Below are 23,325 nucleotides of genomic sequence, written 5' to 3'. Positions count from 1 at the left end.
GGGGGCGCGCTGATCGGCCGGGTGAGCACTCTCCTGTCATGAGCATCCTCCCGGATGTCCGCTCAGCCGAGTAGCCGAGCCTTCGCCCCGCAGCTCGGTCAACAGGGCGCGCGGTGTCAGCGCAGTTCGTCCAGCAGCGTGCGGGCGCCCGCCGCCAGAGCCGAGATCCGTGCTCTGGCGTCGTCGGCCGAGTCGCCGCGGACATCGAGGTAGACCTTGAGCTTCGGCTCCGTGCCACTGGGCCGCACGATCACCCGCGACCCGTCGGTCAGGCCGAATCGCAGGACATCGCTCGGCGGGAGGCCGTCGACGCCGCCGAGGAGGTCGTCGACGCTCTCGACCGCGACCCCCGCGATCTGAGCGGGGTGCGCGTCGCGGAGGGCGCCCATGATCCGCTCGATCACGGCGAGGTCATCGACCCGGAGCGACACCTGATCGCTGTCGAAGAAGCCGAAGCCCGCACCGAACTCCTCGAGGAGCTCGGCGATGCCCGCACCGCGCCCGCGGGCTTCGGCGACCAGGCCGAGCATAGCCACAGCGGCGGAGATGCCGTCCTTGTCACGCACCGTGCCGGGGTTCACGAGGTAGCCGAGGGCCTCTTCGAATCCGTAGACGATACCCGGAGCGCGCGAGATCCACTTGAACCCGGTGAGCGTCGTGTGAAACGCCAGTCCGTAGTGCTCGGCGACAGCCTGCAGACCGGGAGACGACACGAGCGAGCAGGCCAGGGACGCATCGGCGGTCGCGCCGAGTTCGCTCGCGCGGCGCGCAGCCTGCCATCCGAGCAGCAGGCCGATCTGATTGCCGGTGAGCCGCCGCCAGCCCCCCTCCGCCTCGGGGTCGGGGATCGCCACCGCCAGACGGTCCGCATCCGGATCGTTGGCGATGACCAGCTCAGCGCTCACCGTGCGCGCGAGGTCGAACGCGAGGTCCAGGGCGCCCGGCTCTTCGGGATTCGGGAAGGCTACGGTCGGGAAGGCGCCGTCCGGCTCGATCTGGGCGACGACGACGTGCGGAGCCGGGTAACCCGCAGCATCCACGATTCTCGACATCGTCTCCCACCCCACGCCGTGCATCGCGGTGTAGACCCAGTTGAGGCCGGTCGCGCCCTCGGGGGCCGGAGAAACCGCGACCGTGGCGGCGACGTAGTCGGCCACGAGCGACTCGGGCGCCGTCTCGTACGCGACGGAGCGCGGAAGCACGGCGATGTCGCCCGCTTCGGCGACGCGCGCGATGTGGGCGGCGATCTCGGCGTCGGCCGGTGCGACGATCTGCGAGCCTTCGTCGGCTCCGCCGAGGTACACCTTGTAGCCGTTGTCGTTCGGAGGGTTGTGGCTCGCGGTCACCATGACGCCCGCATCGGCGCCGAGAGCGCGCACCGCGTAGGCGAGCACGGGCGTCGGGAGGAGCCGCGGCAGCACGATGGCCCGCAGCCCCGCGCCGGCGAACAGCTCTGCGGAATCGATGGCGAACACGTGCGAATTGCGTCGGCCGTCGTAGCCCACCACGACGGTCGGGGTGTGCGCGCCCGCCTTCTCGCGGAGGTAAGCAGCCAGTCCCGCGGCGGCCTGCGCCACGAGCACGCGGTTCATGCGGTTGCTCCCCGCTCCCAGCTCGCCGCGGAGGCCCGCCGTGCCGAAGGCGAGGCGCGTGGCGAAGCGATCGGAGAGAGCATCGGATGCCTCGGCATCGCCCTCTTCGCAACGCTCGATGAGCGTCCGCAGCTCGGCACGGGTCTGGCCGTCGGGGTCCTGCGCGAGCCAGGCGCGCGCGGTCGCGAGCAGGTCCGGCTCGTCGGATGCCGCGGTCGGTTCGGATTCGGCCCGCCCGGTGTCGCCGGTACCCGCGTCAGGCTCGGGGGCCGCGGCGTCGGGCTCGGGGGCCGCGGCGTCGGGCTCGGGGGCGGCGACCTCGCGCTCTGCGGCCGCGGCGTCGGGCTCTGGGTCCGCAGCGCCCGGCGCGGAGGGGGCGTCGGTGGCTGCGTCGGGCCCGGAGGGGGCGTCGGTGGCCGCGTCGGGCCCGGAGGGGGCGACGGCGTCAGGTTCGTCCGGAGCATCCGCGACAGCATCCGCGCTGCGCGCCTCGCGCTCCGCGGCGCGCGCCAGTTTGGCGGCCTGCCGCTCAGCCTTGCTCACAACGCCCCGATCACTCGAGCCAGCAGATCCGAGATGACCGGTTCGGCCTCACGACCCGCCTCGATCACCTCCTGGTGGCTGAGCGGCGTCGTCTGGATGCCGGCCGCCATGTTCGTGATGAGCGAGAAGCCCAGCACCTCCATCCCGGCCTGGCGGGCGGCGATCGCCTCCAGCGCGGTCGACATGCCGACGATGTGGCCGCCGATCGTCTTGGCCATCTGCACCTCGGCCGGCGTCTCGTACTGGGGTCCGCGGAACTGGCAGTAGACGCCTTCGTCCAGACTCGGGTCGATCGTGCGCGCGAGGTCGCGCAGGCGCATCGTGTACAGGTCGGTGAGGTCGATGAAGGTGGCGCCCTCCAGGGGAGAGGCGCCGGTGAGGTTGATGTGGTCGCTGATCAGCACGGGTTGCCCGGGCTTCCAGTGCGGATTGATTCCGCCCGCGCCGTTGGTCAGAACCATCGTGCGAGCTCCGCTGGCCGCGGCCGTCCGCACGCTGTGCACGACGCGCCGGGGTCCGTGACCCTCGTAGAAGTGCGTGCGTGCGCCGATCACCAGCACCCGCTTGCCGCGCGGGGTGAGCACGCTGCGAAGCGTCCCGACGTGGCCCTCCAGAGCGGGGGCGCTGAATCCGGTCACATCGGTCGCCGCGATCGTCGCGATCGTCTCTCCGACGAGCTCGGCCGCGCGTCCCCAGCCGCTCCCGAGCGTGAGGGCGATGTCGTGCCGCTCGACGCCGGTCAGGCGTGCGATGTCGGCGGCTGCGGCGGTCGCGATCGCGAACGGATCGGCAGCGGGATCGTCGAGAGGATTGGTGTCAGGCATGCCCCTACCTTAGGAACGCCCAGCCGCCAGGGCCAGCAGCGCCCGTCCGCGACGCGCGGGACGGGTGTCCGGAATCCGCGCCCACGTACTCCGACGGTGATCCGCCGTCAGCGCAGAAGACCTCATCCTGACGCGATCTCGAACGGCTCGGGCGCGCGAGCAGGCGCCCGAAGGAGCGTGGCGGCGTCGGCGGCTGCGACAGGGAAGAATGGACGCATGTCGTTGAGCTTCGAGAGCACCCAGAGCGTCGCGATCATCGGCGGCGGCCCCGGCGGATACGAAGCGGCGCTCGCCGCGGCTCAGCTCGGTGCCGAGGTGACCGTCGTCGAGCGCGCGGGGATCGGCGGGTCGGCCGTGATCACCGACGTGGTCCCCTCCAAGACGCTGATCGCGACCGCAGATGCCGCCGTCGCGATCTCGCAGGCCGGCGACCTCGGCGTGCAGCTGTTCGCCCGCGGAGCGGAGGGCAAGCCGCTCAAGCCCGAGATCGCCATCAACATGGGCGCGGTGAACAAGCGGCTCCTCTCGCTGGCGCGTCAGCAGTCCGACGACATGCGCGCCGGCCTCGTCGAGGCAGGGGTGCGGATCATCTCCGGCCACGGGCGGCTCGACAGCGACAACGCGGTCGTGGTGTCCACAGGCCCGGGCGGGACCGATTTCGACCGCATCGAGGCCGACACGCTCCTGATCTCGGTGGGCGCCTCCCCCCGAGAGCTGCCCAGCGCCAAGCCGGACGGTCAGCGCATCCTCACCTGGACCCAGCTGTACGACATGAAGGCGCTTCCCGGGCACCTGATCGTCGTCGGCTCGGGCGTCACCGGCGCCGAGTTCGCGTCGGCCTACATGAACCTGGGCGCCAAGGTCACGCTGATCTCCAGCCGCGACCAGGTGCTCCCGGGGGAGGATACGGATGCTGCGGCCGTCCTCGAACGCGTGTTCAAGCGCGGCGGAATGAACGTGCTGTCCACGTCACGCGCCGACAAGGTGGAGCGCGACGGCGACGGAGTGATCGTGACCCTGTCGGACGGCCGAACGGTCGAGGGCAGTCACTGCCTGCTGGCCGTCGGGTCGATCCCGAACACCGCCGGCATCGGGCTGGAGGAGGCCGGTGTGCAGATGACCGCCTCCGGTCACATCCAGGTCAACAAGGTCGCGCGCACGTCGGTGCCGAACATCTACGCCGCCGGCGACTGCACGACTTTCGTGCCCCTCGCGTCGGTCGCTTCGATGCAGGGTCGGACGGCGATCTTCCACGCGCTCGGCGATGTCGTCATCCCACTCGAGCGCCGGCGCATCACCTCGAACATCTTCACCGCGCCCGAGATCGCCACCGTCGGGTGGCAGGAGAAGGACATCACCGACGGGCTGATCAACGGCGTCGTCCACAAGCTGCCGCTCGCGGCCAATCCGCGCGCGAAGATGATGGGCATCAAGGACGGATTCGTCAAGCTCATCGCCCGCGAGGGGAGCGGCACGGTGATCGGCGGCGTCATCGTCGGGCCCCGCGCATCCGAACTCATCTATCCGATCGCGATCGCGGTGGAACGCCGACTGACAGTCGACCAGGTCTCTCGCGTCTTCGCGGTCTACCCCTCGCTCTCGAGCAGCATCACGGATGCCGCGCGCGCGATGCACGTCGTCGACCACACGGTCTACGGCGACGCCTGAGCGCGCGCAGGCGCCAGTCGACGGCTCGGCGCGGGGGCCCGTGTCCGTAAGCACGTCGTGCCGTGCCCAGGCGTCCGCCAGCTGGCAGACATGCGGCGCGTGGGGCGAGGGACCGGACCCTAGGAGATCGTGAGGAGCTGGTGCCCGGCCGAGACCGTGGTGCCGGGGGCGGCGTTGATCGCACCGACCACACCGTCCTTGTGCGCCTGGATGGGCTGCTCCATCTTCATCGCCTCGAGCACGACCACCAGGTCGCCCTTGACGACGGACTGGCCGTCCTCGACGGCGAGCTTCACGATGGTCGCCTGCATCGGCGCCTTCACGGCGTCGCCCGATGCGCCCGCGCTCACGCTGGGTGCGTGCGAGCGCCGCGAGGGCGGCACGGCTGCAGGGCGGCCGGCAGTGGCTGTGGCGCCCACGATCCGATCGGGAAGGCTCACCTCGAGTCGCTTGCCGCCGACTTCGACGACCACCGTGTGCCGAGACTCGGCGGCCTGGGGCGCCTCGAGTTCGCCGTCCCACGGCGGGATGTCGTTCACGAACTCGGTCTCGATCCAGCGCGTGTAGACGCCGAAGCTGCCGTCCTCCGCGGTGAACGCCGGATCGCGGACGAGCTTGCGGTGGAACGGCAGCACCGTGGGAAGCCCCGCGACCTCGAACTCGTCCAGGGCGCGCCGCGCCCGCTCGAGCGCCTCGGCGCGATCCTTGCCCGAGACGATGATCTTGGCCAGAAGCGAGTCGAATGCCCCGCTGACGCTGTCGCCGGCGGTCACGCCGGAATCCAGCCGGATGCCGGGGCCCCCGAACGTCTTGAAGACGTGGATCGGCCCGGGCTGCGGGAGGAATCCGCGCCCCGGGTCTTCGCCGTTGATGCGGAACTCGATCGAGTGCCCGACCGGTTCGGGGTCGGCATAGTCCAGCGTCCCGCCCTCCGCGATCCGGAACTGCTCGCGCACGAGATCGATCCCGGTCACCTCTTCGGAGACGGGATGCTCGACCTGCAGGCGAGTGTTGACCTCGAGGAACGAGATCGTTCCGTCGGCGCCGATGAGGAATTCGCATGTTCCCGCGCCGACGTAGCCGACCTCGCGGAGGATGGCCTTGGACGACTCGTACAGCGTGCGGTTCTGCTCTGGGGTGAGGAACGGTGCGGGCGCCTCTTCGACGAGCTTCTGGTGCCGGCGCTGCAGCGAGCAGTCGCGCGTGGAGATCACGACGACGTTGCCCGCAGCATCCGCGAGGCACTGCGTCTCGACGTGCCGGGGCTTGTCGAGGTACTTCTCGACGAAGCACTCGCCCCGTCCGAACGCGCTGATCGCCTCGCGGGTGGCGGACTCGAACAGCTCGGGGATCTCGTCCAGCTCGCGGGCGACCTTGAGGCCGCGGCCGCCGCCGCCGTATGCCGCCTTGATCGCGATCGGCAGCCCGAATTCCTGGGCGAAGGCCACGACCTCGTCCGCTCCGTCGACGGGCCCGGGGGTGCCGGGGGCGAGGGGAGCGCCGACCTTCTCGGCGACGTGACGCGCGGTGACCTTGTCGCCGAGCGCCTCGATCGCCTCGGGCGACGGGCCGATCCAGACGAGACCGGCACCGATGACGGCGCGGGCGAATTCGGCGTTCTCGGCGAGGAAGCCGTAGCCGGGATGCACCGCGTCGGCGCCCGAACGGCGCGCCACCGACAGGATCTTCTCTATCGACAGGTATGTCTCGGCGCTCGTACTGCCGCCGAGGGCATAGGCCTCGTCGGCGAGCCGCGCGTGCAGCGCATCGCGATCCTGGTCGGCGTACACGGCGACCGAGGCCTTGCCCGAGTCTCGGGCGGCGCGGATGATGCGGACGGCGATCTCGCCACGGTTCGCGACAAGGACCTTGGCAATCGAGGGCATGGATGCCAGCCTATCCAGGTGACGGCGGCCTCTTTTGACTGCTTTCGACAAGAAAGCCCGAGAAAGGTGTAGCGGAGTCTACGAACCGCTGCGGGTCACGTCCGGTTCCAGAGATCGGTCCACGTCACGCCCAGTTCACCGGCGAGGCGCCGAACGGTGGACAGCGACATACCGACGACGGTCGACGGCTCCCCTTCGATCCGCTCGATGAACGCGCCGCCGAGGCTGTCGATCGTGAACGCACCGGCCACGTGCAGCGGTTCGCCCGTCGCGACATACGCGGCGATCTCGGCATCCGTCACGTCTGCACTGAACGATACGGATGCCTCGGCCACCGCGTGCGCCTCGATCGGCGTCGCGCCGGGCGAGAGGCGCACGACGCTGTGTCCGGAATGCAGGACGCCGGTCCGCCCACGCATCGCCTTCCATCGGGCGGTCGCCGCGGGGGCGGTGTACGGCTTGCCGAGCACCTCCCCGTCGAACTCGAACATCGAGTCTCCGCCGATCACGATCCCGTCGAAACGCGGATGGCGGGTGCGCAGGGCGGCTGCGACGTCCTCGGCCTTGCGGCGGGCCAGAAGCAGCACGTGGTCGGCAGGCGCGAGTCGGCCCTGAGCCGCCTCGATCTCGGCGATGACCGCCTCTTCGTCGACGGCGGGCGCGCGGGTCTCGGGCTCGATCCCGGCCTGTCGCAGCAGCATGAGCCGGGCGGGCGAGGTCGAGGCGAGGCACACGCGCATAGGTCAACGCTAGCCCGCCGGTCGCCCACAGGCGGTTGTGCGATGCTCGGAGCGTGAACCCCGGCGACATCATCGACCTCGACATCTCCGGCGTGGCGCACGGCGGGGTGTTCGTCGCCCGCCACGGCGCCGCCACAGACAGTCCGGGTCGTGTGGTCTTCGTCCCCGATGTGATCCCCGGTGAACGAGTGCGCGTGCGGCTCACCGACACGGGCAGGCAGTCGTTCTGGCGCGCCGAGGCGCTGGAGGTCCTGGATGCGTCGCCCCACCGCCGTCCGCACGTCTGGCGTGCCGCCGACATCGACGTGGCGCCGCACGATCGGCCGGGAGGTGCGGAGTTCGGTCACATCGCGCTCGAGCATCAGCGCGACCTGAAAGACCAGGTGCTCCGCGACGCGCTCGCCCGCATCGGCGGCCTCGATCTGCCGACCTCGATGCGTGCCCCGCTGGTCCCGGCAGGCGGGCTCCCCGAAGAATCCGACGGCACCGCATGGCGCACCCGTCTCAGCCTCCACGTGGACGGCGAGGGCCGCGTGGGTCCGTACGCCGCGCGCAGTCACCGCGTGATCGCCGTCGATGATCTCCCTCTGGCCACTCCGGGCATCGAATGGGTGGGCCTGGGCCTGTCGACCGGCGCGCCGGGCCGCATCGACCTGGTGCAGCCCGCGGACGGCCGCGTGCGGGTCATCCCCCGACCGGATCCGCCGCGCATCGCTCGTGCGCGCGGCGGGCGGAAGCCGCCGCATCCGATCGCTCCCGTTCCCCCGGAAGCGCGAGAGGTCGTGGTCGAGCGCGTCGGCGACCGGGATTTCCGCGTGGATGCGGGCGGGTTCTGGCAGGTGCACCGCCTCGCCGCGCACTCACTGACCCGGCTCGTGACCGACGCGCTGCGAGACGTGGGGGTCGACCCTGACGCTTCGCACCTCGACCTCTACGGCGGCGTCGGGCTGTTCGCCGCCGCCATCGGGGATGTCGGGGGCGCGGCTACGAGGGTCACGTCGGTCGAGTCCGACCCGCGGGCGACCGAGCACGCCGGCCAGAACCTCGCCGAGTGGCTCGGTGCGCGAGCAGAGACCGAGCGGGTCGACCGATTCGTCGCCCGGCTGGCCTCCACCGCGTCGACCGCCGAGCGTGCGCGCCTTGCACGGGGGGTCGTGGTGCTGGACCCGCCCCGGGCCGGTGCGGGACGGGAGGTCGTCGAGGGCGTCGCCGCTCTCGGACCGTCGGCGATCGTCTACGTCGCCTGCGACCCGGTGGCCCTCGCGCGCGACCTCGCGACCTTCCGCGCGGCGGGTTATGAGACGCCCCGAGTGGATGCCGTAGACCTCTTCGCACACTCGCATCACCTCGAGGCGATCGCGGTGCTGACCCGCGGATAGGCTGGCCCCATGACGACGCGGGTGGCATTGATCGACGATCACGAGTCTGTGCGGCTCGGCCTCGAGGCCGCCTGTGCGCGTGCCCAGAAGACCGTCGTCTTCTCGGGTGCGAACGTCGCGCAGTACCTCGAGTGGCGCAGGCGCAGCAATTCGAGTCCCGCCGACGTGGTCGTGCTGGATCTGACGCTCGGCGACGGCACGACGATCACCGAGAACGTGCGCCGCCTCGTGGGCAACGGTTCCAGCGTGCTCATCCACTCGGTCGCCGATCGGCCGGCCGGCGTGCGCGAGGCCCTCGTGGCCGGGGCAGCCGGGGTGATCAGCAAGTCTTCGCCCATCGACGAGGTGATCAGCGCGGTCGCGACGGTCGCGCGCGGCGAGGCGCTCAACAACGTCGAATGGGCGAGCGCCGTCGAGGGCGATCGGGCCTTCGCCGATGCGCAGCTGTCGGTGCGCGAGCGCGAGGTCCTCCGTCTGTATGCGGCGGGACTGCCGCTGAAGATGGTCGCCGACCGCCTCGGAGTGGCGTACTCGACCGCGAAAGAGAACATCACGCGGGTGCGGGTCAAATACGTGGAGGTGGGCCGGCCCGCTCCGACGAAGGTCGACCTGCTGCGCCGGGCGATGGAAGACGGGATCGTGAGCCAGAGCGCGGGGGATGCTGGTGACGGCTGACACCGACCGGGCGGTACTCGCCGACGCCTGGGGGCACATCCCGCAGTCGCGCGACACGACCGCGGGCCTCGGGTCGTTCACGCGCCGGCGCATCGAGCGGATCCTCGCCCCGGTGGTCGCGGCGGGCTGTATGGCGCTCGGTGCCCAGGCCTTCCTCGCGGCGCTCGGCCCCGGCGACGAGCTGCCCGGATGGCACCTGCCGCTGATGATCCTCACGTTCGTGCCGCTCCTGGCCATGCTGATCGCGTGCTTCATCGGCCGCGGCGTCGCCATCTTCGCGGGAGCATTCGCGATCATCTACGTCTTGGCTCTCCTGCTCTGGCCGTTCGCGACTGCGGGGATGCCGTCCGATCCGGCCGTGGAACCGTGGATCTGGTATCTCGTCAACGTCGCGACAGTCTCGGCCGTACTCGCCTTCCCCATGCCGCTGCAGATCCTGTGGGCGGCGATGGTTCCCCTTCTGTTCGCCCTCACGCGCCTCATCCAGGGCGGCTTCGCCGCCGAGTATTGGATCGCGGTCGGCCTCGACGTGTCGTTCTCACTGATCCTCGGGTTCGTGCTCCTCGGCGTCGGCTGGGTGTTCCGAGGGGTGGCGGCCAACGTCGACGAGACGCGGGCCAGGGCCGTGTCCTCCTATGCGGGGGCTGCCGCCGCTGATGCCGCCGAGCAGGAGCGCGTCGCCGTCGCGGCACTCATGCACGACAGCGTTCTGGCGGCCCTCATCGCCGCGGCGCGCGCGTCCTCGCGCCGGGAACGCCAGCTCGCGGTGGGTATGGCGCAAGAGGCCCTCACTCGCCTCGCCAACACCGAGCAGGAGGCGGGTGAGGGCAGTGACGAGCCGAGGGATGCCGCGGCCCTCGCCGATGCCGTCGAGCGCGGCGCGGCCGATCTCGGCGTCGAGATCACCGTGGACAGGGCGCTGGACGCAGCCACGCCCGTCGTGCCCGGTCGGGTGGCGAGGGCGCTCGTGCTCGCGGCCATGCAGGCGATCGCGAACTCGATCGAGCACGTCGACGGGGTCGGCCTGCACGTGAAGGTCGCCAGTGCGCACGCGCCGAGCGGAGTGCGCATCGACGTGACCGATGCGGGCGGGGGCTTCGACCTCGATCAGGTCCCCGACGACAGGCTCGGCATCCGCGCCTCGATCATCGCTCGCGTCGCCGCCGTCGGTGGTACTTCTGAGATCGTCACGAACGCGCACGGCACGACGGTGACCCTCGAGTGGAGGCATCCGATCACATGATCAGCGTTCGACAGGTCCTGACCGCTCTGGGGTTCGCCTTCACCGCGTACCTCGCGGGCCGGAGTCTGTACTGGACCGGCCCCGTTCAGTACCCCCTGGTCATGTACGCCACGACCGGGCTGTACCTCGTCACCGCGTGGCTCTGCCTCTTCCAGTACCGCCGCCGGCCCGCCGAGGAGACCGGACCACCGGCCGGGATCCCCGCGCCTGACCGGTTGCCCATCTGGGCATGCGTGCTGGCGACCGCCGCCGCAGTCCTCATGCCCACGACGATCGCGCTCGCCGTCGGTCCCGACGTCCGCACGGCACCGTACGGGACATGGGCGATCGGCGCCATCGGCGTGCTGATGGTGATCGTCATGGTACGGCGGCGCCCGTGGGTGGCCTGGGCGGGCATCGTGATCATGGGCGTTCAGAGCATGATCTGGATGGGAGTCCTCCCTGCGCTCGCGTTGGGTCTCGTCGGATCGATCGTGTGGGTGTCGGGAACGCAGGTGATGATCGTTCTCCTCGACCGCGCCGCGCTCGACGCCGCGCACCTCGCGACGCTGCAGCGTGCCGCGTCGGCATGGCAGGCCTCACAGACCGTCCGGCAGCGCGAGCGCCGGCTGCAGGTGCAGCGCGCCCTCGTGGTCGCCGGTCCCGTGCTGACACGCACCGTCGCTTCGGGCGGCGAGCTCGACGAGGGCGAGCGGCTGGAGGCCCGCATCGCCGAGGGGCGTCTGCGGGATGAGCTGCGGGGGCCGCGGCTGCTCGACGATGAGGTGCGTGCGCAGCTGGACGCCGTGCGGCGTCGCGGCACGGCGGTCACCGTGCTCGATGAGGGCGGTCTCGAGGGTCTCGACGAGCGCTCGCTCACCCAGATCCGCTCGCGCCTGGCGGACACGCTCAGATCCGCGAGCTCTGACCGGCTGTACATCCGCACGTCTCCGCACGACCGTATCGCCGTGACCGTCGTCGGCCGGTCGGGCGCGGGCGCGGGTCTGTCCGACGAGGACGCCGTCGACCTCTGGGCCGAGATCCCGCATTCACCGGGCGAGGACGCCTGACCCCGGTCCGACGCCGCGGAGGCCGGAGATAACGCTTCCCCGCCCCGGTGGGGGAGGGAATACCGGGGCGGGAAAGCGTAAACAGAGGAGGCGAGGGGCGGCGAAGCCGCCGACCCCTCGCCTGGCGGACGATTACCCGAAAACCGTCCGCGTGGCCGAATCTGGCCCGGCAAACCCTGCAGCCGAACAGACCGACCGAACGCAAGAAGCGTTCCAGCTCATCCAGTATCGAACGAGAGCCGATCGGCGTCTGTAGGTACTTTGGGGGACAGCTGAACAGGGGGACAGATGAACGCCGCGCCGCGCCGGGTCGCGGTGCGCGTGCGTCACCAGGCCGAGCGGCTCCATCCGAGCTCTCGGCGCAGCGGCATGCGCAGCGTTCGCTGCGACACCGCCCACGCCGACATGCCCGGAGGATCGGAGGCTACGGCGTCCGCGGCTTCGCGCGCATAGGCGTCCGAGACGACCGCCGTGAGGGCGGCGAGCTCTTCGGGTGTGGGGTCGCCCCGTCGCACGCCGATCGACAAACCATCGCCGTGTTCGGCATCGCCGAAGGGCGCTTCCGCGTGGGGCGCGGCATCCGTCCCGCCGTTCGTGCCGGTCATAGCGGGATGTTGCCGTGCTTCTTCGGCGGCAGGCTCGCCCGCTTGCCGCGGAGCGACCGCAGCGCCTTCGCGATCGCGACGCGCGTCTGCGCGGGCTCGATGATGCCGTCCAGCTCGCCGCGCTCGGCGGCCAGGAACGGGGATGCCACGTTGTACGTGTACTCGTTGGCCAAACGCGTGCGCACCGCCGCGACGTCCTCGCCGGCCTCTTCGGCGCGCTTGATCTCGCCGCGATAGAGGATGTTGACCGCGCCCTGGCCACCCATCACAGCGATCTCCGCGGTCGGCCATGCGAGGTTCACATCGGCGCCGAGCTGCTTGGAACCCATCACGATGTACGCGCCGCCGTACGCCTTGCGGAGGATCACCGTCACGAGGGGCACCGTCGCCTCGGCGTAGGCGTACAGCAGCTTCGCGCCGCGGCGGATGACGCCGGTCCACTCCTGGTCGGTGCCCGGGAGGTAGCCGGGTACGTCGACGAGGGTCACGATGGGGATCGAGAACGCGTCGCAGAATCTCACGAAGCGGCTCGCCTTCTCGCCTGCCTCGATGTTGAGCGTGCCCGCCATCTGCGACGGCTGATTGGCGATGATCCCGACCGAGCGGCCTTCGATGCGCCCGAAGCCGATCACGATATTCGGCGCGAACAGGGGCTGCACCTCGAGGAACTCCTCGCCGTCGACGAGATGGCGGATGACGAAGTGGATGTCGTACGGCTGGTTGGGCGAGTCGGGGATGATCGTGTTGAGCGCCCGATCCGAGTCGGTCGTCTCGAACTCGAAGTTCGTCTCGTACACCGGCAGCTCTGCCATGTTGTTGTCGGGGAGGAAGCCGACGAGGGTGCGGACGTAGTCGAGTGCATCGTCCTCGTCTTCCGCGAGATAGTGGGCCACGCCCGAGCGGGTGTTGTGCGTGTAGGCCCCGCCGAGTTCTTCCATGCCGACGTCTTCGCCCGTGACCGTCTTGATCACGTCGGGGCCGGTGACGAACATCTGGCTGGTCTTGTCGACCATCACGACGAAATCGGTGAGGGCGGGCGAGTACACGGCACCGCCGGCCGCCGGGCCCATGATGATCGAGATCTGCGGGATGACGCCCGACGCCGCCGTGTTGAGGCGGAAGATCTCGCCGTACTTGCCCAGGGCCACGACGCCCTCCTGGATGCGCGCGCCGCCGGAGTCGAGCATCCCGATGATCGGCATGCCTCCGCGGGTGGCGAACTCCATGATCTTGATGATCTTGTCGCCCGCGACCTCGCCGAGCGATCCGCCGAAGGTCGTGAAGTCCTGGGCGTACACGGCGACCGTGCGGCCATGGATCGTGCCGACCCCTGTGACGACCGAGTCGCCGTAGGGGCGGCTGCGATCCATACCGAACGCGGTCGTGCGATGGCGGACGTACTCGTCGAACTCGACGAAGCTGCCCTGATCGAGCAGCAGCTCGATGCGCTGCCGGGCGGTGAGCTTGCCCTTGGCTTCCTGCTTGGCGCGGGCGACCGCCTCGGCGTCCACCACGGCCTCGTTGTAGCGCGCGCGAAGGTCGGCGATCTTGCCGGCGGTGGTCGAGAGGTCGGGCTGATCGGTCACGCGTTCCACCCTAGCGGCGGGGTTCGCGCTGACGTTGGAGGGTGCATACAAGGCGTTGCGCCTTCCGCTGTGGACTGTCGTGCGAAGGCGCCCTCCGCGCGGGGTCTCCCCGGCCGTATGCAGGGAGCTCGGGCCGGTAGCACGCGAGTGCGTCACTCCTGACCCGTGCGTCACAGCGCTCCCTGCAGACGGCGAGCACGGGTGTCAAGGCCGGACGGTCCCCGCCGGCCCCGCGTAGGGTGTGGGCATGCCGATCCCCGCCGCGGGCTACCCCCGCTCCGCCGCCGTCAGCCCTCGCGTCCAGGTGGTCGAGGCCACAGGCTCGACCAACGCCGACGTCGTGGCCGGTGTCATCGCCGACCCGGCCGCGTGGCCGCACCTGTCGCTCGAGCTGACCACGGACCAGCGGCACGGTCGCGGGCGGCTCGACCGCACATGGACGGCCCCCGCCGGGACGGCGCTGGCCGTGTCGGTCGCGGTGGGAGTGGCGGCTATCCCCGTGGTGAGCCGCGGGTGGATCCCGCTCATCGCCGGGGCGGCGATGACCCGCGCGATGGCGGCACAGGTGCTCGGCACGGGGCATTCGGTGGGTCTCAAGTGGCCCAACGACGTCCTGATCGACGGGGCGAAGATCTGCGGGATCCTCGCTGAGGCGGTCGCGGGGCATCCGGACGTCGTCGTCATCGGCTCCGGCGTGAACACGACGATGTCGCAGGCCGACCTGCCCGTGGCGACGGCGACGTCGTTCGCCGCCCTCGGGCTCGAGGTCGACGACGATGCGCTGCTGGCCGCCTACCTGACCGCCCTCGACGAGCAGCTGACGGCGCTCGCCGCGGCCGGCGGGGACGCGGCTGCGGCCGGGATCCTCGGCGAGATGGAGGCGCTCTGCACCACGATCGGCTCCGATGTGAGGGTGGCGCTCCCCGGGGGCGCGACGCTCGAGGGTCGCGCCCAGCGACTCGACCCGGACGGCCGGCTCGTGGTCGTCGCGGGTGAGGTCGAGACGGCGGTGGGCGCCGGCGACGTGGTGCACGTGCGCTGACTCGCGCACCGCGCGCACCGCCAGCACCGACGGTGCCGAGGGTGCCGAGCGCACCGAGGGCGGCGTGGGGCGACCGAGGGGTCGGCGGGTGGCGGCACAATGGTGGAGTGACTCAGCCGACGACCTACGGAGGACGCCCCGTCCTGCCCGGGCCGGGCGCCGCCACGCCGGAACTGCGCATCGCGCGGTTCCGCACGCACGCGCGTCGCCTGCTCTGGTCGGCGATCGTTCTGATCGCCGTGGCCGGAGCCGTCGGCTACTTCCTCGGCAACCTCCCCGCTCCTTTCGAGGATTGGATGCTGCTGACCGCCGCCGCCGTGGTGGTCGTTCTGGCGGTGGTGCTGCCGTTCCTCCTGTGGTGGGGCCACACCTTCACCGTCACCACGCGACGGGTCATGGAGCGCTCGGGGCTGTTCGGCCAGCGCAGTCGCGAGCTGTCGCACGTGCGCGGGTACACGATCGGGGTGCGGCGCGGGATCCTGCAGCGGATGTGGGGCGCCGGAACGCTCACGCTGTCGAACGGGGTCGACGCGCCCATGGTGCTGGCGAACATCCCCAGCGCAGAACTCGTGCATGAGGCCCTCGTCGATCAGGTCGAGGTGAACCAGATCCTCGCCCATCGCGATGCTCAGGCGCTGCCCGGCATTCCGCCGATGCCGCCGCTGCCGGCCTGACCGGCCACCGCGCACGGGCTCTCCACCGCGCGTGCCGCGCTCTCGGGTGCGAGAAGATGGGTGGGTCGGAAAGGGGCACCACCATGGTCATGCGCGTCGGAGTCGTCGGGGGCGGGCAACTGGCCCGCATGATGATCGCTCCCGCCGTGGAGCTCGGCGTCGAGCTGCGGGTCCTCGGCGAGGAGCCGGGCATGGCCGCGTCCCTCGCCGCGACCGCGGTCGGCGATTACCGCGATGCCGACACGGTGCTCGCGTTCGCCCGAGACGTCGATGTGATCACGTTCGACCACGAGCACGTGCCTCAGGACGTCCTTGCCGCTCTCGTCCATGCCGGAGTCGCCGTGCACCCCGGGCCGCACGCGCTGCGATTCGCGCAGGACAAGCTCGAGATGCGCACACGACTGGCGGAGCTGGGGATGCCGCAGCCCGAGTGGGCCGCGGTCTCGGACGCCACCGAGCTCGATGCGTTCGTCGCGGCGCACGGCGGCCGGGCCGTCGTCAAGACGCCGCGCGGCGGCTACGACGGCAAGGGCGTGCGGGTCGTGTCATCCGGGGCCGAAGCCGATGACTGGTTCACCGCGCTCGCCGAGGACGGGCGGGGCGGATCGCTCCTCGCCGAGGAGCTCGTGGATTTCTCGCGCGAACTCGCGCAGCAGGTCGCCCGCCGCCCGTCGGGCCAGGCCACGCCCTACCCCCTGGTCGAGACCGTCCAGCGCGGCGGCGTCTGCGCCGAAGTGCTCGCACCCGCGCCGCACGCCGGCGAGAGACTTCTCGAGGTGGCCGCCCGGCTCGGCGTCGCGATCGCGAACGGTCTGGACGTCGTCGGGATGCTGGCCGTCGAGCTCTTCCAGACCACCGATGACCGCATCCTCGTGAATGAGCTGGCGATGCGTCCGCACAACAGCGGTCACTGGACGCAGGACGGAGCCACGACGAGTCAGTTCGAGCAGCACCTGCGCGCCGTGCTCGATCTGCCGCTCGGCGCCACGGATCCGACGCAGCCGTGGTCGGTGATGGTGAACATCCTCGGCGGCCCGGCCGAAGGTGCGCTCGATGAGCGGTTCGCGGCCGCGATGGTCGACCAGCCCGCCGCGAAGATCCACACCTACGGCAAGGCGCCCCGCCCGGGCCGCAAGGTCGGGCACGTCAACGTCGCCGGGGACGACCTCGACGACGTCGCCTATCGCGCCCGCGCCGCGGCGGCGTTCTTCGGCGACTGATCCGGCGTCCGGCCGCGCCGTTGCGGGCTTCTTCCAGGGTCGCGCCATAGCCTGGTCGGGTGACTGCGTCCGCTTCGGGAATCGTGCCCCTGCACTCCTCAGACGCGCCCCTCGTCGGCGTCGTCATGGGCTCCGACTCGGACTGGCGCGTCATGAGCGACGCGTCGCAGCTCCTGACCGACTTCGGCGTCGCCCACGAGGTCGAGGTCGTCTCGGCGCACCGCACCCCCGACAAGCTCATCCGCTACGGCCGTGACGCTCGCGGGCGAGGCATCCGCGTGATCATCGCCGGAGCCGGGGGCGCCGCGCACCTGCCGGGCATGCTGGCCTCCGTCACGGCTCTGCCGGTGATCGGCGTCCCCGTCCCGCTCGCGACGCTCGACGGACTGGACTCGCTGCTCAGCATCGTCCAGATGCCCGCCGGCATCCCGGTTGCGACGGTCTCGATCGGGGGTGCCAAGAACGCGGGGCTGTTGGCCGCGCGCATTCTGGGAGTGGCGGATGCTGCTCTCGCCGACCGTGTCGAAGCCTATGCCCGCGAGCTCGAAACCCAGGTCGATGAGAAGAACCGCCGGCTGAAGGAGTCGCTGTGAGCGTCACAAGCCCTCCCCGTCCGCGCCCCGGCGGACACGCGCCGGCGGTGCCGTTGCTCGAGACCCGTCCGCTCCGCCGACCCGACAGCTCGTCCCCCCAGGTGATGACGCGCCGGGCCTGGTGGCTCGTCGGCATGAACTTCCTCATCCCGGGCTCGGCGCAGGTGCTCGCCGGCAATCGCCGCCTGGGCCGGTTCGGGCTCGCCTCGACGCTGGTCATGTGGACGCTGGTCGTCCTGGCGGCACTGTGCGGCATCCTCTGGCAGCAGGTCTTCCTCACGATCGCGACGAACTGGTTCGCCCTCCTGGTCGCGCAGGTCCTCCTCCTCGCGTACGCCGTGCTCTGGGTCGTGCTGACGATCGACACTCTCCGTCTCGTCCGGCTCGTCAAGGCCAAGCCCGCCGCGCGCGTCGGAGTCGCTCTCGTCGCGATCGCCGGACTCGTGCTCGCAAGCGGCGGGGCGGTCTACGCCTCGCAGGTCGCCGGGACGACACGTGACACGCTGGGTGCGATCTTCGGTGCGAGCGCGCCGTCGGTCCCGCCCTCGGACGGCTATTACAACATCCTCCTGCTCGGGGCCGACAGCGGCGAGGGCCGCGACTCGATGCGGTTCGACAGCATCTCGGTCGTCTCGGTGAACGCCACCACGGGGGCGACGACCATCACCGGCATCCCGCGCGACATGCCGAACTTCCCGTTCGCACCCGGCCCGATGCAGGACAAGTACCCCGACGGTCACACCGGCCACGCCGATGACACGTGCGGGTGGGGGAGCGGCATCAACCAGCTCCGCACCGAGGTCGAGGTCTGTCAGGACGGCAACACGCTCTATCCCGATGCCGTCGCGAACGGCTCCGAGCCGGGCATCGAGGCGACCAAAGACGCCGCAGAGGGCATCCTCGGCATCCAGATCCCGTACTACGTCTTCCTCGACATGCACGGCTTCGCGGCCCTCGTGGATGCGCTCGGCGGCGTCGACATCACCGTCACCGAGCGGCTCCCGGAGGGATGGGGCCCCACGTACGACGGCGAATCGGCCGACGACTGGGCGATCGGCTGGATCGAGGCCGGCCCTCAGCACATGGACGGCGACACGGCTCAGTGGTACGCCCGGTCGCGGTACACGACGAGCGATTTCGACCGGATGCGCCGCCAGCGCGAACTGCAGCAGGCGATCCTCGCGCAGTTCACCCCCGAGGTCGTGCTCACGAGGTTCCAGGACGTGGCGAACGCCGGCGCCAACCTCCTGCAGACCGATCTGCCGCAGTCCCTCCTGCCGACGCTTCTGGACCTCGCGGTGAAGGCCAAGGCCCAGCCGGTGACGACGATCGAGCTCACCCCCGCGCAGGGCATCGACGAGTTCGATCCCGACTTCGGCTACATCCAGCAGCTCATCCACGACACGCTGCACCCGCCCACCGCTACCCCGTCGACCGGCGGCTGAGGCCGATGACGGCGACTCTGAGGGTTGTGCTCGACCAGTTGGCCGCGCCGACAGACTCGAATCTGGCGACCGCGACCCGCGAACTGACCCGTGCCCTGATCCGCGCCGCTCCACGCGGGTGCGAGGTCGCAGGAATCATCCCGGCGATTCCACAGGACGGGCGGGATGCTGTCGCCCAGGCCCTGCCGGGGCTCGCCGATCTGCATTCGATGGCGCTGGCGCGCCGCGAGCTCGCCGGGACCTGGCAGCTCGGTGTCGCCCCCGGGGTCGGGGGCGGGATGATCCATTCCCCTTCGCTGTTCGCTCCGCTCGTGCGGCACGACCGGGTGCATGACAACGACCAGACCGTCGTGACCGTGTGGGACCTGCGTCCGTGGGAGGCACCGGAAGAGTTGCCCCGCACCACCGTCTCCTGGCACAGGGCGATGCTCAAGCGCGCGGCGAAGCACGCCGATGCCGTCGTCGTGCCGACGCATGCGATGGCCGAGCGTCTTGCCGGCCTCGGTCGCCTGGGCGACCGCATCCGGGTGATCTCGGGTGCCGCGCCCGCCGATTTCGCGGTGCCCCGCGATGAGATCGGCCGACGCCGCGAACTCGGTCTTCCCGAAGGCTTCGTGCTGCTGTCGGGGGGAGCGGCCGTCTCCGATGCGCTCGCGGACGGCTTCGCGGCCGTCGCCGCGGCCGGGCTCGACATGCCCGTCGTGGTCGTGGACGCACCGGAGGGCGAAGAGCCGGCGATCACCGAGATCGCGTCTGCTGCCGGCATCCCCGAGCGACTCGTCCACGTCCGTGGGGCGCTCTCCGCGACCGATCGCGCAGCGGTGCTCGGCAGCGCGGTCGCCCTCGTGGCCTCGTCGCGTCGCACCGCCTTCCCCTGGAGGATCGTCGAGGCGCTCGCGCTCGGTGTCCCCGTCATCGCCAGCGACTCGCCCGTGCACACCGACGTCGTCCTGGACGGCGGCGTGCTCGCAGCGGATGTCACCGCGCTCGGCGAGGGGCTGGCGCGGGCTCTCGGCTCCGCAGCGGAAGTGGAGCGGATGTCGGTGCTCGCCGCCGATCGCGGGCGCGCGTTCTCGTGGCGCGATGCCGCCGACAGGGTGTGGCAGCTGCATGCGGACCTCTAGGGCCACTCCGGCGTCGCGCCGTGCCTGCGCGGGGACATGGTTCCGCCCGATCCGAGGTGTCCGGAATCGGTGGCGGACGCTCGCGCCATAGGGTGATGTGCATGGCAGCAGCGCGGGTGGGTATCGTCGTTCGTACCAAGAATCGTCCGGACTTCGTCGCCCGGGCGTTGGCCGACATCTCCGCACAGACGTTCGTCGAGTGGGAGATCGTGATCGCTCACGACGCCGGCAATCGCGACGAGCTGGACGCCGTCGTGGCCGCAGCCGATCTGGGCGCGCGCGTGAGCATAGAAGAGGTGCCCCGTCCGGGGGGAAGGTGCGCGGCGGCGAACGCAGGAATCCGTGCGACGTCCGCACCGCTGATCGTCCTCCATGACGACGATGACCTGTGGGAACGCGAGTTCCTGGCCGAGACGGTCGCCTGGATCGACGCACACCCGGATGCGGCAGGTGTCGTGGCATCGACCGCGGTGGTCTACGAGGAGAAGCGCGGGACGAGATGGGTCGAGACCGCCCGGCTGCCATTCTGGAAGGAGATGACGCGAATGTCGCTGAGCGAGATGCTCGAGGTCAATCGCGCTGTGCCGATCTCGTTCCTCTACCGCCGCTCCGTGCACGACGATGTCGGGATGTACGACGAGTCGCTCGACGCGGTCGAGGACTGGGAGTTGCTCCTCAGAATCCTCCCGCGGTACGAGATCGGATACATCGACGGGCCCCCGCTCGCCCTGTGGATGCAGCGGCCCGACGCTGAAGGAATCGACGCGAACAGCATGTTCGCGCTGCAGCACCAGCACATCGACGATGACGCGAAGGTGCGGGATCGCGAGCTGGCGCGCTGGATCGCCGACAACGGTGTCGGGCTCCCGCTCTACCTCGCGTCCCTCGAGCAGCGTCTGGCCCACCGGATCGATGAAGGTCTCGCTCGACAGGAGGATCGGATCCGCTTCGAGATCGACGCGCATCAGCCCGTCTGGTCCAGGCTGCGTCGGATGCGCCGGCGTCTGCGCAAAGACCGCTGAACAGGCTCGTCTAACATCGATCGGGTGAGAGCGCGTCTGCGCGTCGCGTGGCGGAGGCTGCGCGACGTTCCCCTGGTCGGCTCGGCCGTCCGGGCGGCTGACCGTCTGTGGTGGGCACGAGCGATCGCGGCTTCGGGGCTCGTCGACGCGGAATACTACGGGGCACAACGAGGGTGGGCGGACACCTCCCCGGCCCGCGCGGTGAAGGACTATGTGAGACGCGGATTCCGGGCGGGTCTGAGCCTCAATCCTCTCTTCGACGAGCTCATCGCAGGCCGATCGCTCCCCGAGCCCGACAGGGTGCCCGCCCTTTACGCGTACCTGCTCAGCGATCGCTTCACCGTCCGGCTCCACCCCTGGTGGGATGCTCCGAGCACGCCGGTACGCGGAGACCGGCCGGCACTGGAGACCGTGTGGGACGCTCGGGCGGACGCGACCATCACCGTGCGGATCGGCTCGATCACGCGCGAGGTGGCAGTGGTCGACGTGCGGGCGTGGGCGCTCGAGGCAGCGCACGAATGGCGTCACGGCAAGGCCTCGCGTTCGCCGGCGGGGGAGGGGGATCTGGTGGTCCGGCTCCTCCAGAAGCGCGACAGGGACTACAGCGAGCGTCTCGCGCTCGCCGCGACGCTCGCGCCCTCCGCTGCGGTGAGCGTGGGCATGGTCGGCGGCGAACCCGCACAATGGGTCGCCTTCGACATGCTGACCCGTTTCGTGGCCGGCGTCGGCGGGCGCGTCCTCGACGCTCGGACGGAATACGGCGATGCCGTCGGCCAGTGCGTCCCCGTCGGGGTCGACGGGCGCCTGTGCGTCGTGGGTCCGCGATCAGACCTCTCCGCATCCCACGTCCGTCTCCTCCTCGAGTCTGCCTCGCCCGGCCTGGCGGTCTCTCCGGCCGAGCTCGCCGCAGACGGCACGATCCTGGCAGTGGGTTCGGCCGGCACCGGTACGCGCCGTCCGCTGCGGATCCTCAACGGTCATCCGTCCGAAGATCTGGAACGCCTTCCGTCTGAGGTGGAGGCGCCGCTCCTGTCCGGACCCACCTTCGCCGTCGCCCGCGCCGACTGGACACGCGCGGGCGGTCTGGACGCCGGGGCGGGAACGCTCTTCGCGGTGGAAGATCTGTCGCTTCGGCTCGCGCACGCCGTTCCCGGCTACCTCTTCCGCGTCCTCACGACGATCGTCAGCACCTCCTGGGCGCGCGAGGAGGTGTTCCTCGGCCGGCGTCGTGCCGGTGGCGGGCCGCGGTATGGCGACGATCGCGACATCGCCGCGCGCACGTATGGACTTGCCGGGTTCGATGTCGTCGGCTGGCACACGCACCGAGGTGAAACGAGCCCTCGGCTGGTCTGGCGGAAGCCGACGGCTGCTGCGTTGCGATGGTCGATCCGCATCAGCTCCCCCCCGGGCCCCGCGGGCGCTGTCTGGGGCGACACCCATTTCGCCCGGGGTCTGTCGCGCGCACTGAAGCGCCGCGGGCAGACCGTGGTCATCGACAGCCACGCGGCACGGGACCGTCCGACGGCCTACCTGGATGACGTCACCCTCGTCGTGCGCGGGCCGTACCGCATCCGTCCGCCGCGCTCGGGTACTCGCATCGAGTGGATCATCAGCCACCCCGACCAGATCACGCGTGCAGAGCTGGCCTCTTTCGACGCGGTGTTCGCCGCGTCGGACCGGTGGAGCCGCACCGCGTCAGCGCGGTGGGGACTGCCAGTGACCCCCCTGCTGGAGTGCACGGACGCCGACCAGTTCTATCCCCGCGGTCTCACGCGCACGGACGAGATCGTGTTCGTCGGCACCGCGAGGGGAATCGCGCGTCCGAGCGTGGTCGTGCCGATCGCCGCGGGAATCCCGGTTCGTGTGTACGGACCCGATTGGCGCACGTACATCCCCGCGGCGGCGATCGCGGCGGATTCGATCCCGAACAGCGAGCTCAGTGAGCGGTATGAGACCGCGTCCATCGTGCTCAACGACCAGTGGCCGGCGATGCAGCGGGAGGGATTCATCGCGATGCGGCCCTTCGATGTCGTCGCCGCCGGCGGGCGCGTCATCAGCGAGTACGTGGAGGGGATCGAAGCCGTCTTCGGTGATGCCGTTCCGGTGTTCCGCACGCCGGCGGAGCTTCTGGACCTCCTTGCGCAGGATCCGGATGACATCTTCCCCGACGCAACCGGCATCCGTCGGGCCTCCGAGCGCATCCGTCGCGAACACTCGTTCGACGCGCGTGCCGACGAGCTCATCGCGGCGGTCGCCCGACTGCGTGAGGACGTGGATGGTCTCTGAGCGCCGGGTAGACTTGTCGGGTCGCGTGCAAGGCGTCCGTCCCGGCTTCTACGCGGACTACCGGCGACGGGACGTCTCGATTCCGGTATCTCGGAAACGATCCGGACCGCGGAACAGAAAGTATTGCCT

At 70.7% G+C, this 23,325-nt stretch carries 19 protein-coding genes; 13 read left to right on the top strand and 6 right to left on the bottom strand.

Annotated features, from left to right (window positions below; translation table 11 throughout):
* Positions 1–116: 116 nt before the first annotated feature.
* Positions 117–1,784 (bottom strand): phospho-sugar mutase, encoded by a 1,668-nt coding sequence (locus tag F6B43_RS06640; RefSeq protein WP_150448476.1) that lies wholly within the window; start codon positions 1,782–1,784, stop codon positions 117–119.
* A gap of 347 nt (positions 1,785–2,131) precedes the next feature.
* On the bottom strand, positions 2,132–2,959 hold the full coding sequence (locus tag F6B43_RS06635; protein WP_150448031.1) for a purine-nucleoside phosphorylase: 828 nt from the start codon (positions 2,957–2,959) through the stop codon (positions 2,132–2,134).
* A gap of 216 nt (positions 2,960–3,175) precedes the next feature.
* Here F6B43_RS06635 and F6B43_RS06630 point away from each other — a divergent pair, with 216 nt between their 5' ends.
* Positions 3,176–4,627 (top strand): NAD(P)H-quinone dehydrogenase, encoded by a 1,452-nt coding sequence (locus F6B43_RS06630; RefSeq protein ID WP_150448030.1) that lies wholly within the window; start codon positions 3,176–3,178, stop codon positions 4,625–4,627.
* A 119-nt stretch (positions 4,628–4,746) separates the two neighbouring features.
* Here F6B43_RS06630 and F6B43_RS06625 read toward each other — a convergent pair whose 3' ends face one another.
* Together F6B43_RS06625 and F6B43_RS06620 are read right to left on the bottom strand one after the other, a co-directional pair.
* Positions 4,747–6,513: an acetyl/propionyl/methylcrotonyl-CoA carboxylase subunit alpha gene (locus F6B43_RS06625; protein ID WP_150448029.1), complete on the bottom strand. Its 1,767-nt coding sequence runs from the start codon at positions 6,511–6,513 to the stop codon at positions 4,747–4,749.
* A gap of 95 nt (positions 6,514–6,608) precedes the next feature.
* Entirely contained in the window at positions 6,609–7,253 is a 645-nt protein-coding gene (locus F6B43_RS06620; protein ID WP_150448028.1) for a Maf family protein, read from the bottom strand.
* Between the two features lie 53 nt (positions 7,254–7,306).
* Here F6B43_RS06620 and F6B43_RS06615 point away from each other — a divergent pair, with 53 nt between their 5' ends.
* The 4 genes from F6B43_RS06615 to F6B43_RS06600 are packed head-to-tail and all read left to right on the top strand — an operon-like array spanning position 7,307 to position 11,599.
* Complete coding sequence (locus F6B43_RS06615) at positions 7,307–8,632, top strand: class I SAM-dependent RNA methyltransferase (RefSeq protein ID WP_150448027.1); 1,326 nt, start codon at positions 7,307–7,309, stop codon at positions 8,630–8,632.
* Positions 8,633–8,641: 9 nt separating this feature from the next.
* Entirely contained in the window at positions 8,642–9,307 is a 666-nt protein-coding gene (locus F6B43_RS06610) for a response regulator transcription factor (protein ID WP_150448026.1), read from the top strand.
* Positions 9,297–10,550 (top strand): sensor histidine kinase, encoded by a 1,254-nt coding sequence (locus F6B43_RS06605; protein WP_246159820.1) that lies wholly within the window; start codon positions 9,297–9,299, stop codon positions 10,548–10,550. The genes F6B43_RS06610 and F6B43_RS06605 overlap by 11 nt, the downstream gene beginning before the upstream one ends.
* Positions 10,547–11,599 (top strand): hypothetical protein, encoded by a 1,053-nt coding sequence (locus F6B43_RS06600; RefSeq protein WP_150448025.1) that lies wholly within the window; start codon positions 10,547–10,549, stop codon positions 11,597–11,599. Before F6B43_RS06605 ends, F6B43_RS06600 begins: the two co-directional genes overlap by 4 nt.
* A 326-nt stretch (positions 11,600–11,925) precedes the next feature.
* Here F6B43_RS06600 and F6B43_RS06595 read toward each other — a convergent pair whose 3' ends face one another.
* Both F6B43_RS06595 and F6B43_RS06590 read right to left on the bottom strand, forming a co-directional pair.
* Entirely contained in the window at positions 11,926–12,204 is a 279-nt protein-coding gene (locus tag F6B43_RS06595; RefSeq protein WP_150448024.1) for an acyl-CoA carboxylase subunit epsilon, read from the bottom strand.
* Positions 12,201–13,790 (bottom strand): acyl-CoA carboxylase subunit beta, encoded by a 1,590-nt coding sequence (locus tag F6B43_RS06590; RefSeq protein WP_246159819.1) that lies wholly within the window; start codon positions 13,788–13,790, stop codon positions 12,201–12,203. Before F6B43_RS06590 ends, F6B43_RS06595 begins: the two co-directional genes overlap by 4 nt.
* A 247-nt stretch (positions 13,791–14,037) precedes the next feature.
* Between F6B43_RS06590 and F6B43_RS06585 the strand changes: the two genes are divergently transcribed.
* The 8 genes from F6B43_RS06585 to F6B43_RS06550 all read left to right on the top strand — a co-directional run bounded on the left by F6B43_RS06585 (position 14,038) and on the right by F6B43_RS06550 (position 23,196).
* On the top strand, positions 14,038–14,832 hold the full coding sequence (locus tag F6B43_RS06585; RefSeq protein WP_150448023.1) for a biotin--[acetyl-CoA-carboxylase] ligase: 795 nt from the start codon (positions 14,038–14,040) through the stop codon (positions 14,830–14,832).
* A gap of 107 nt (positions 14,833–14,939) precedes the next feature.
* Complete coding sequence (locus tag F6B43_RS06580) at positions 14,940–15,506, top strand: PH domain-containing protein (protein ID WP_150448022.1); 567 nt, start codon at positions 14,940–14,942, stop codon at positions 15,504–15,506.
* Between the two features lie 83 nt (positions 15,507–15,589).
* Positions 15,590–16,726, top strand: coding sequence for a 5-(carboxyamino)imidazole ribonucleotide synthase (locus tag F6B43_RS06575; RefSeq protein ID WP_150448021.1), 1,137 nt, complete (start codon positions 15,590–15,592; stop codon positions 16,724–16,726).
* A 125-nt stretch (positions 16,727–16,851) separates the two neighbouring features.
* A complete protein-coding gene (purE, locus tag F6B43_RS06570; protein ID WP_150448473.1) occupies positions 16,852–17,319 on the top strand; it encodes a 5-(carboxyamino)imidazole ribonucleotide mutase in 468 nt (155 codons plus the stop codon).
* On the top strand, positions 17,316–18,764 hold the full coding sequence (locus tag F6B43_RS06565; protein ID WP_150448020.1) for an LCP family protein: 1,449 nt from the start codon (positions 17,316–17,318) through the stop codon (positions 18,762–18,764). Before purE ends, F6B43_RS06565 begins: the two co-directional genes overlap by 4 nt.
* 5 nt (positions 18,765–18,769) lie before the next feature.
* Positions 18,770–19,888 (top strand): glycosyltransferase, encoded by a 1,119-nt coding sequence (locus tag F6B43_RS06560; protein ID WP_150448019.1) that lies wholly within the window; start codon positions 18,770–18,772, stop codon positions 19,886–19,888.
* A gap of 101 nt (positions 19,889–19,989) precedes the next feature.
* Positions 19,990–20,910, top strand: a complete 921-nt coding sequence (locus tag F6B43_RS06555; protein WP_150448018.1) for a glycosyltransferase family 2 protein — start codon at positions 19,990–19,992, stop codon at positions 20,908–20,910.
* Positions 20,911–20,934: 24 nt separating this feature from the next.
* The gene (locus F6B43_RS06550) at positions 20,935–23,196 is read left to right on the top strand and encodes a CgeB family protein (RefSeq protein ID WP_150448017.1); all 2,262 of its coding nucleotides are present in this window, start codon (positions 20,935–20,937) and stop codon (positions 23,194–23,196) included.
* The last annotated feature ends 129 nt before the right edge of the window (positions 23,197–23,325 follow it).

Origin of the sequence: Microbacterium rhizomatis (genome assembly GCF_008710745.1) — a bacterium.
Lineage (GTDB): Bacteria > Actinomycetota > Actinomycetes > Actinomycetales > Microbacteriaceae > Microbacterium > Microbacterium rhizomatis.
This window is presented reverse-complemented; position numbering and strand designations above follow the sequence as displayed.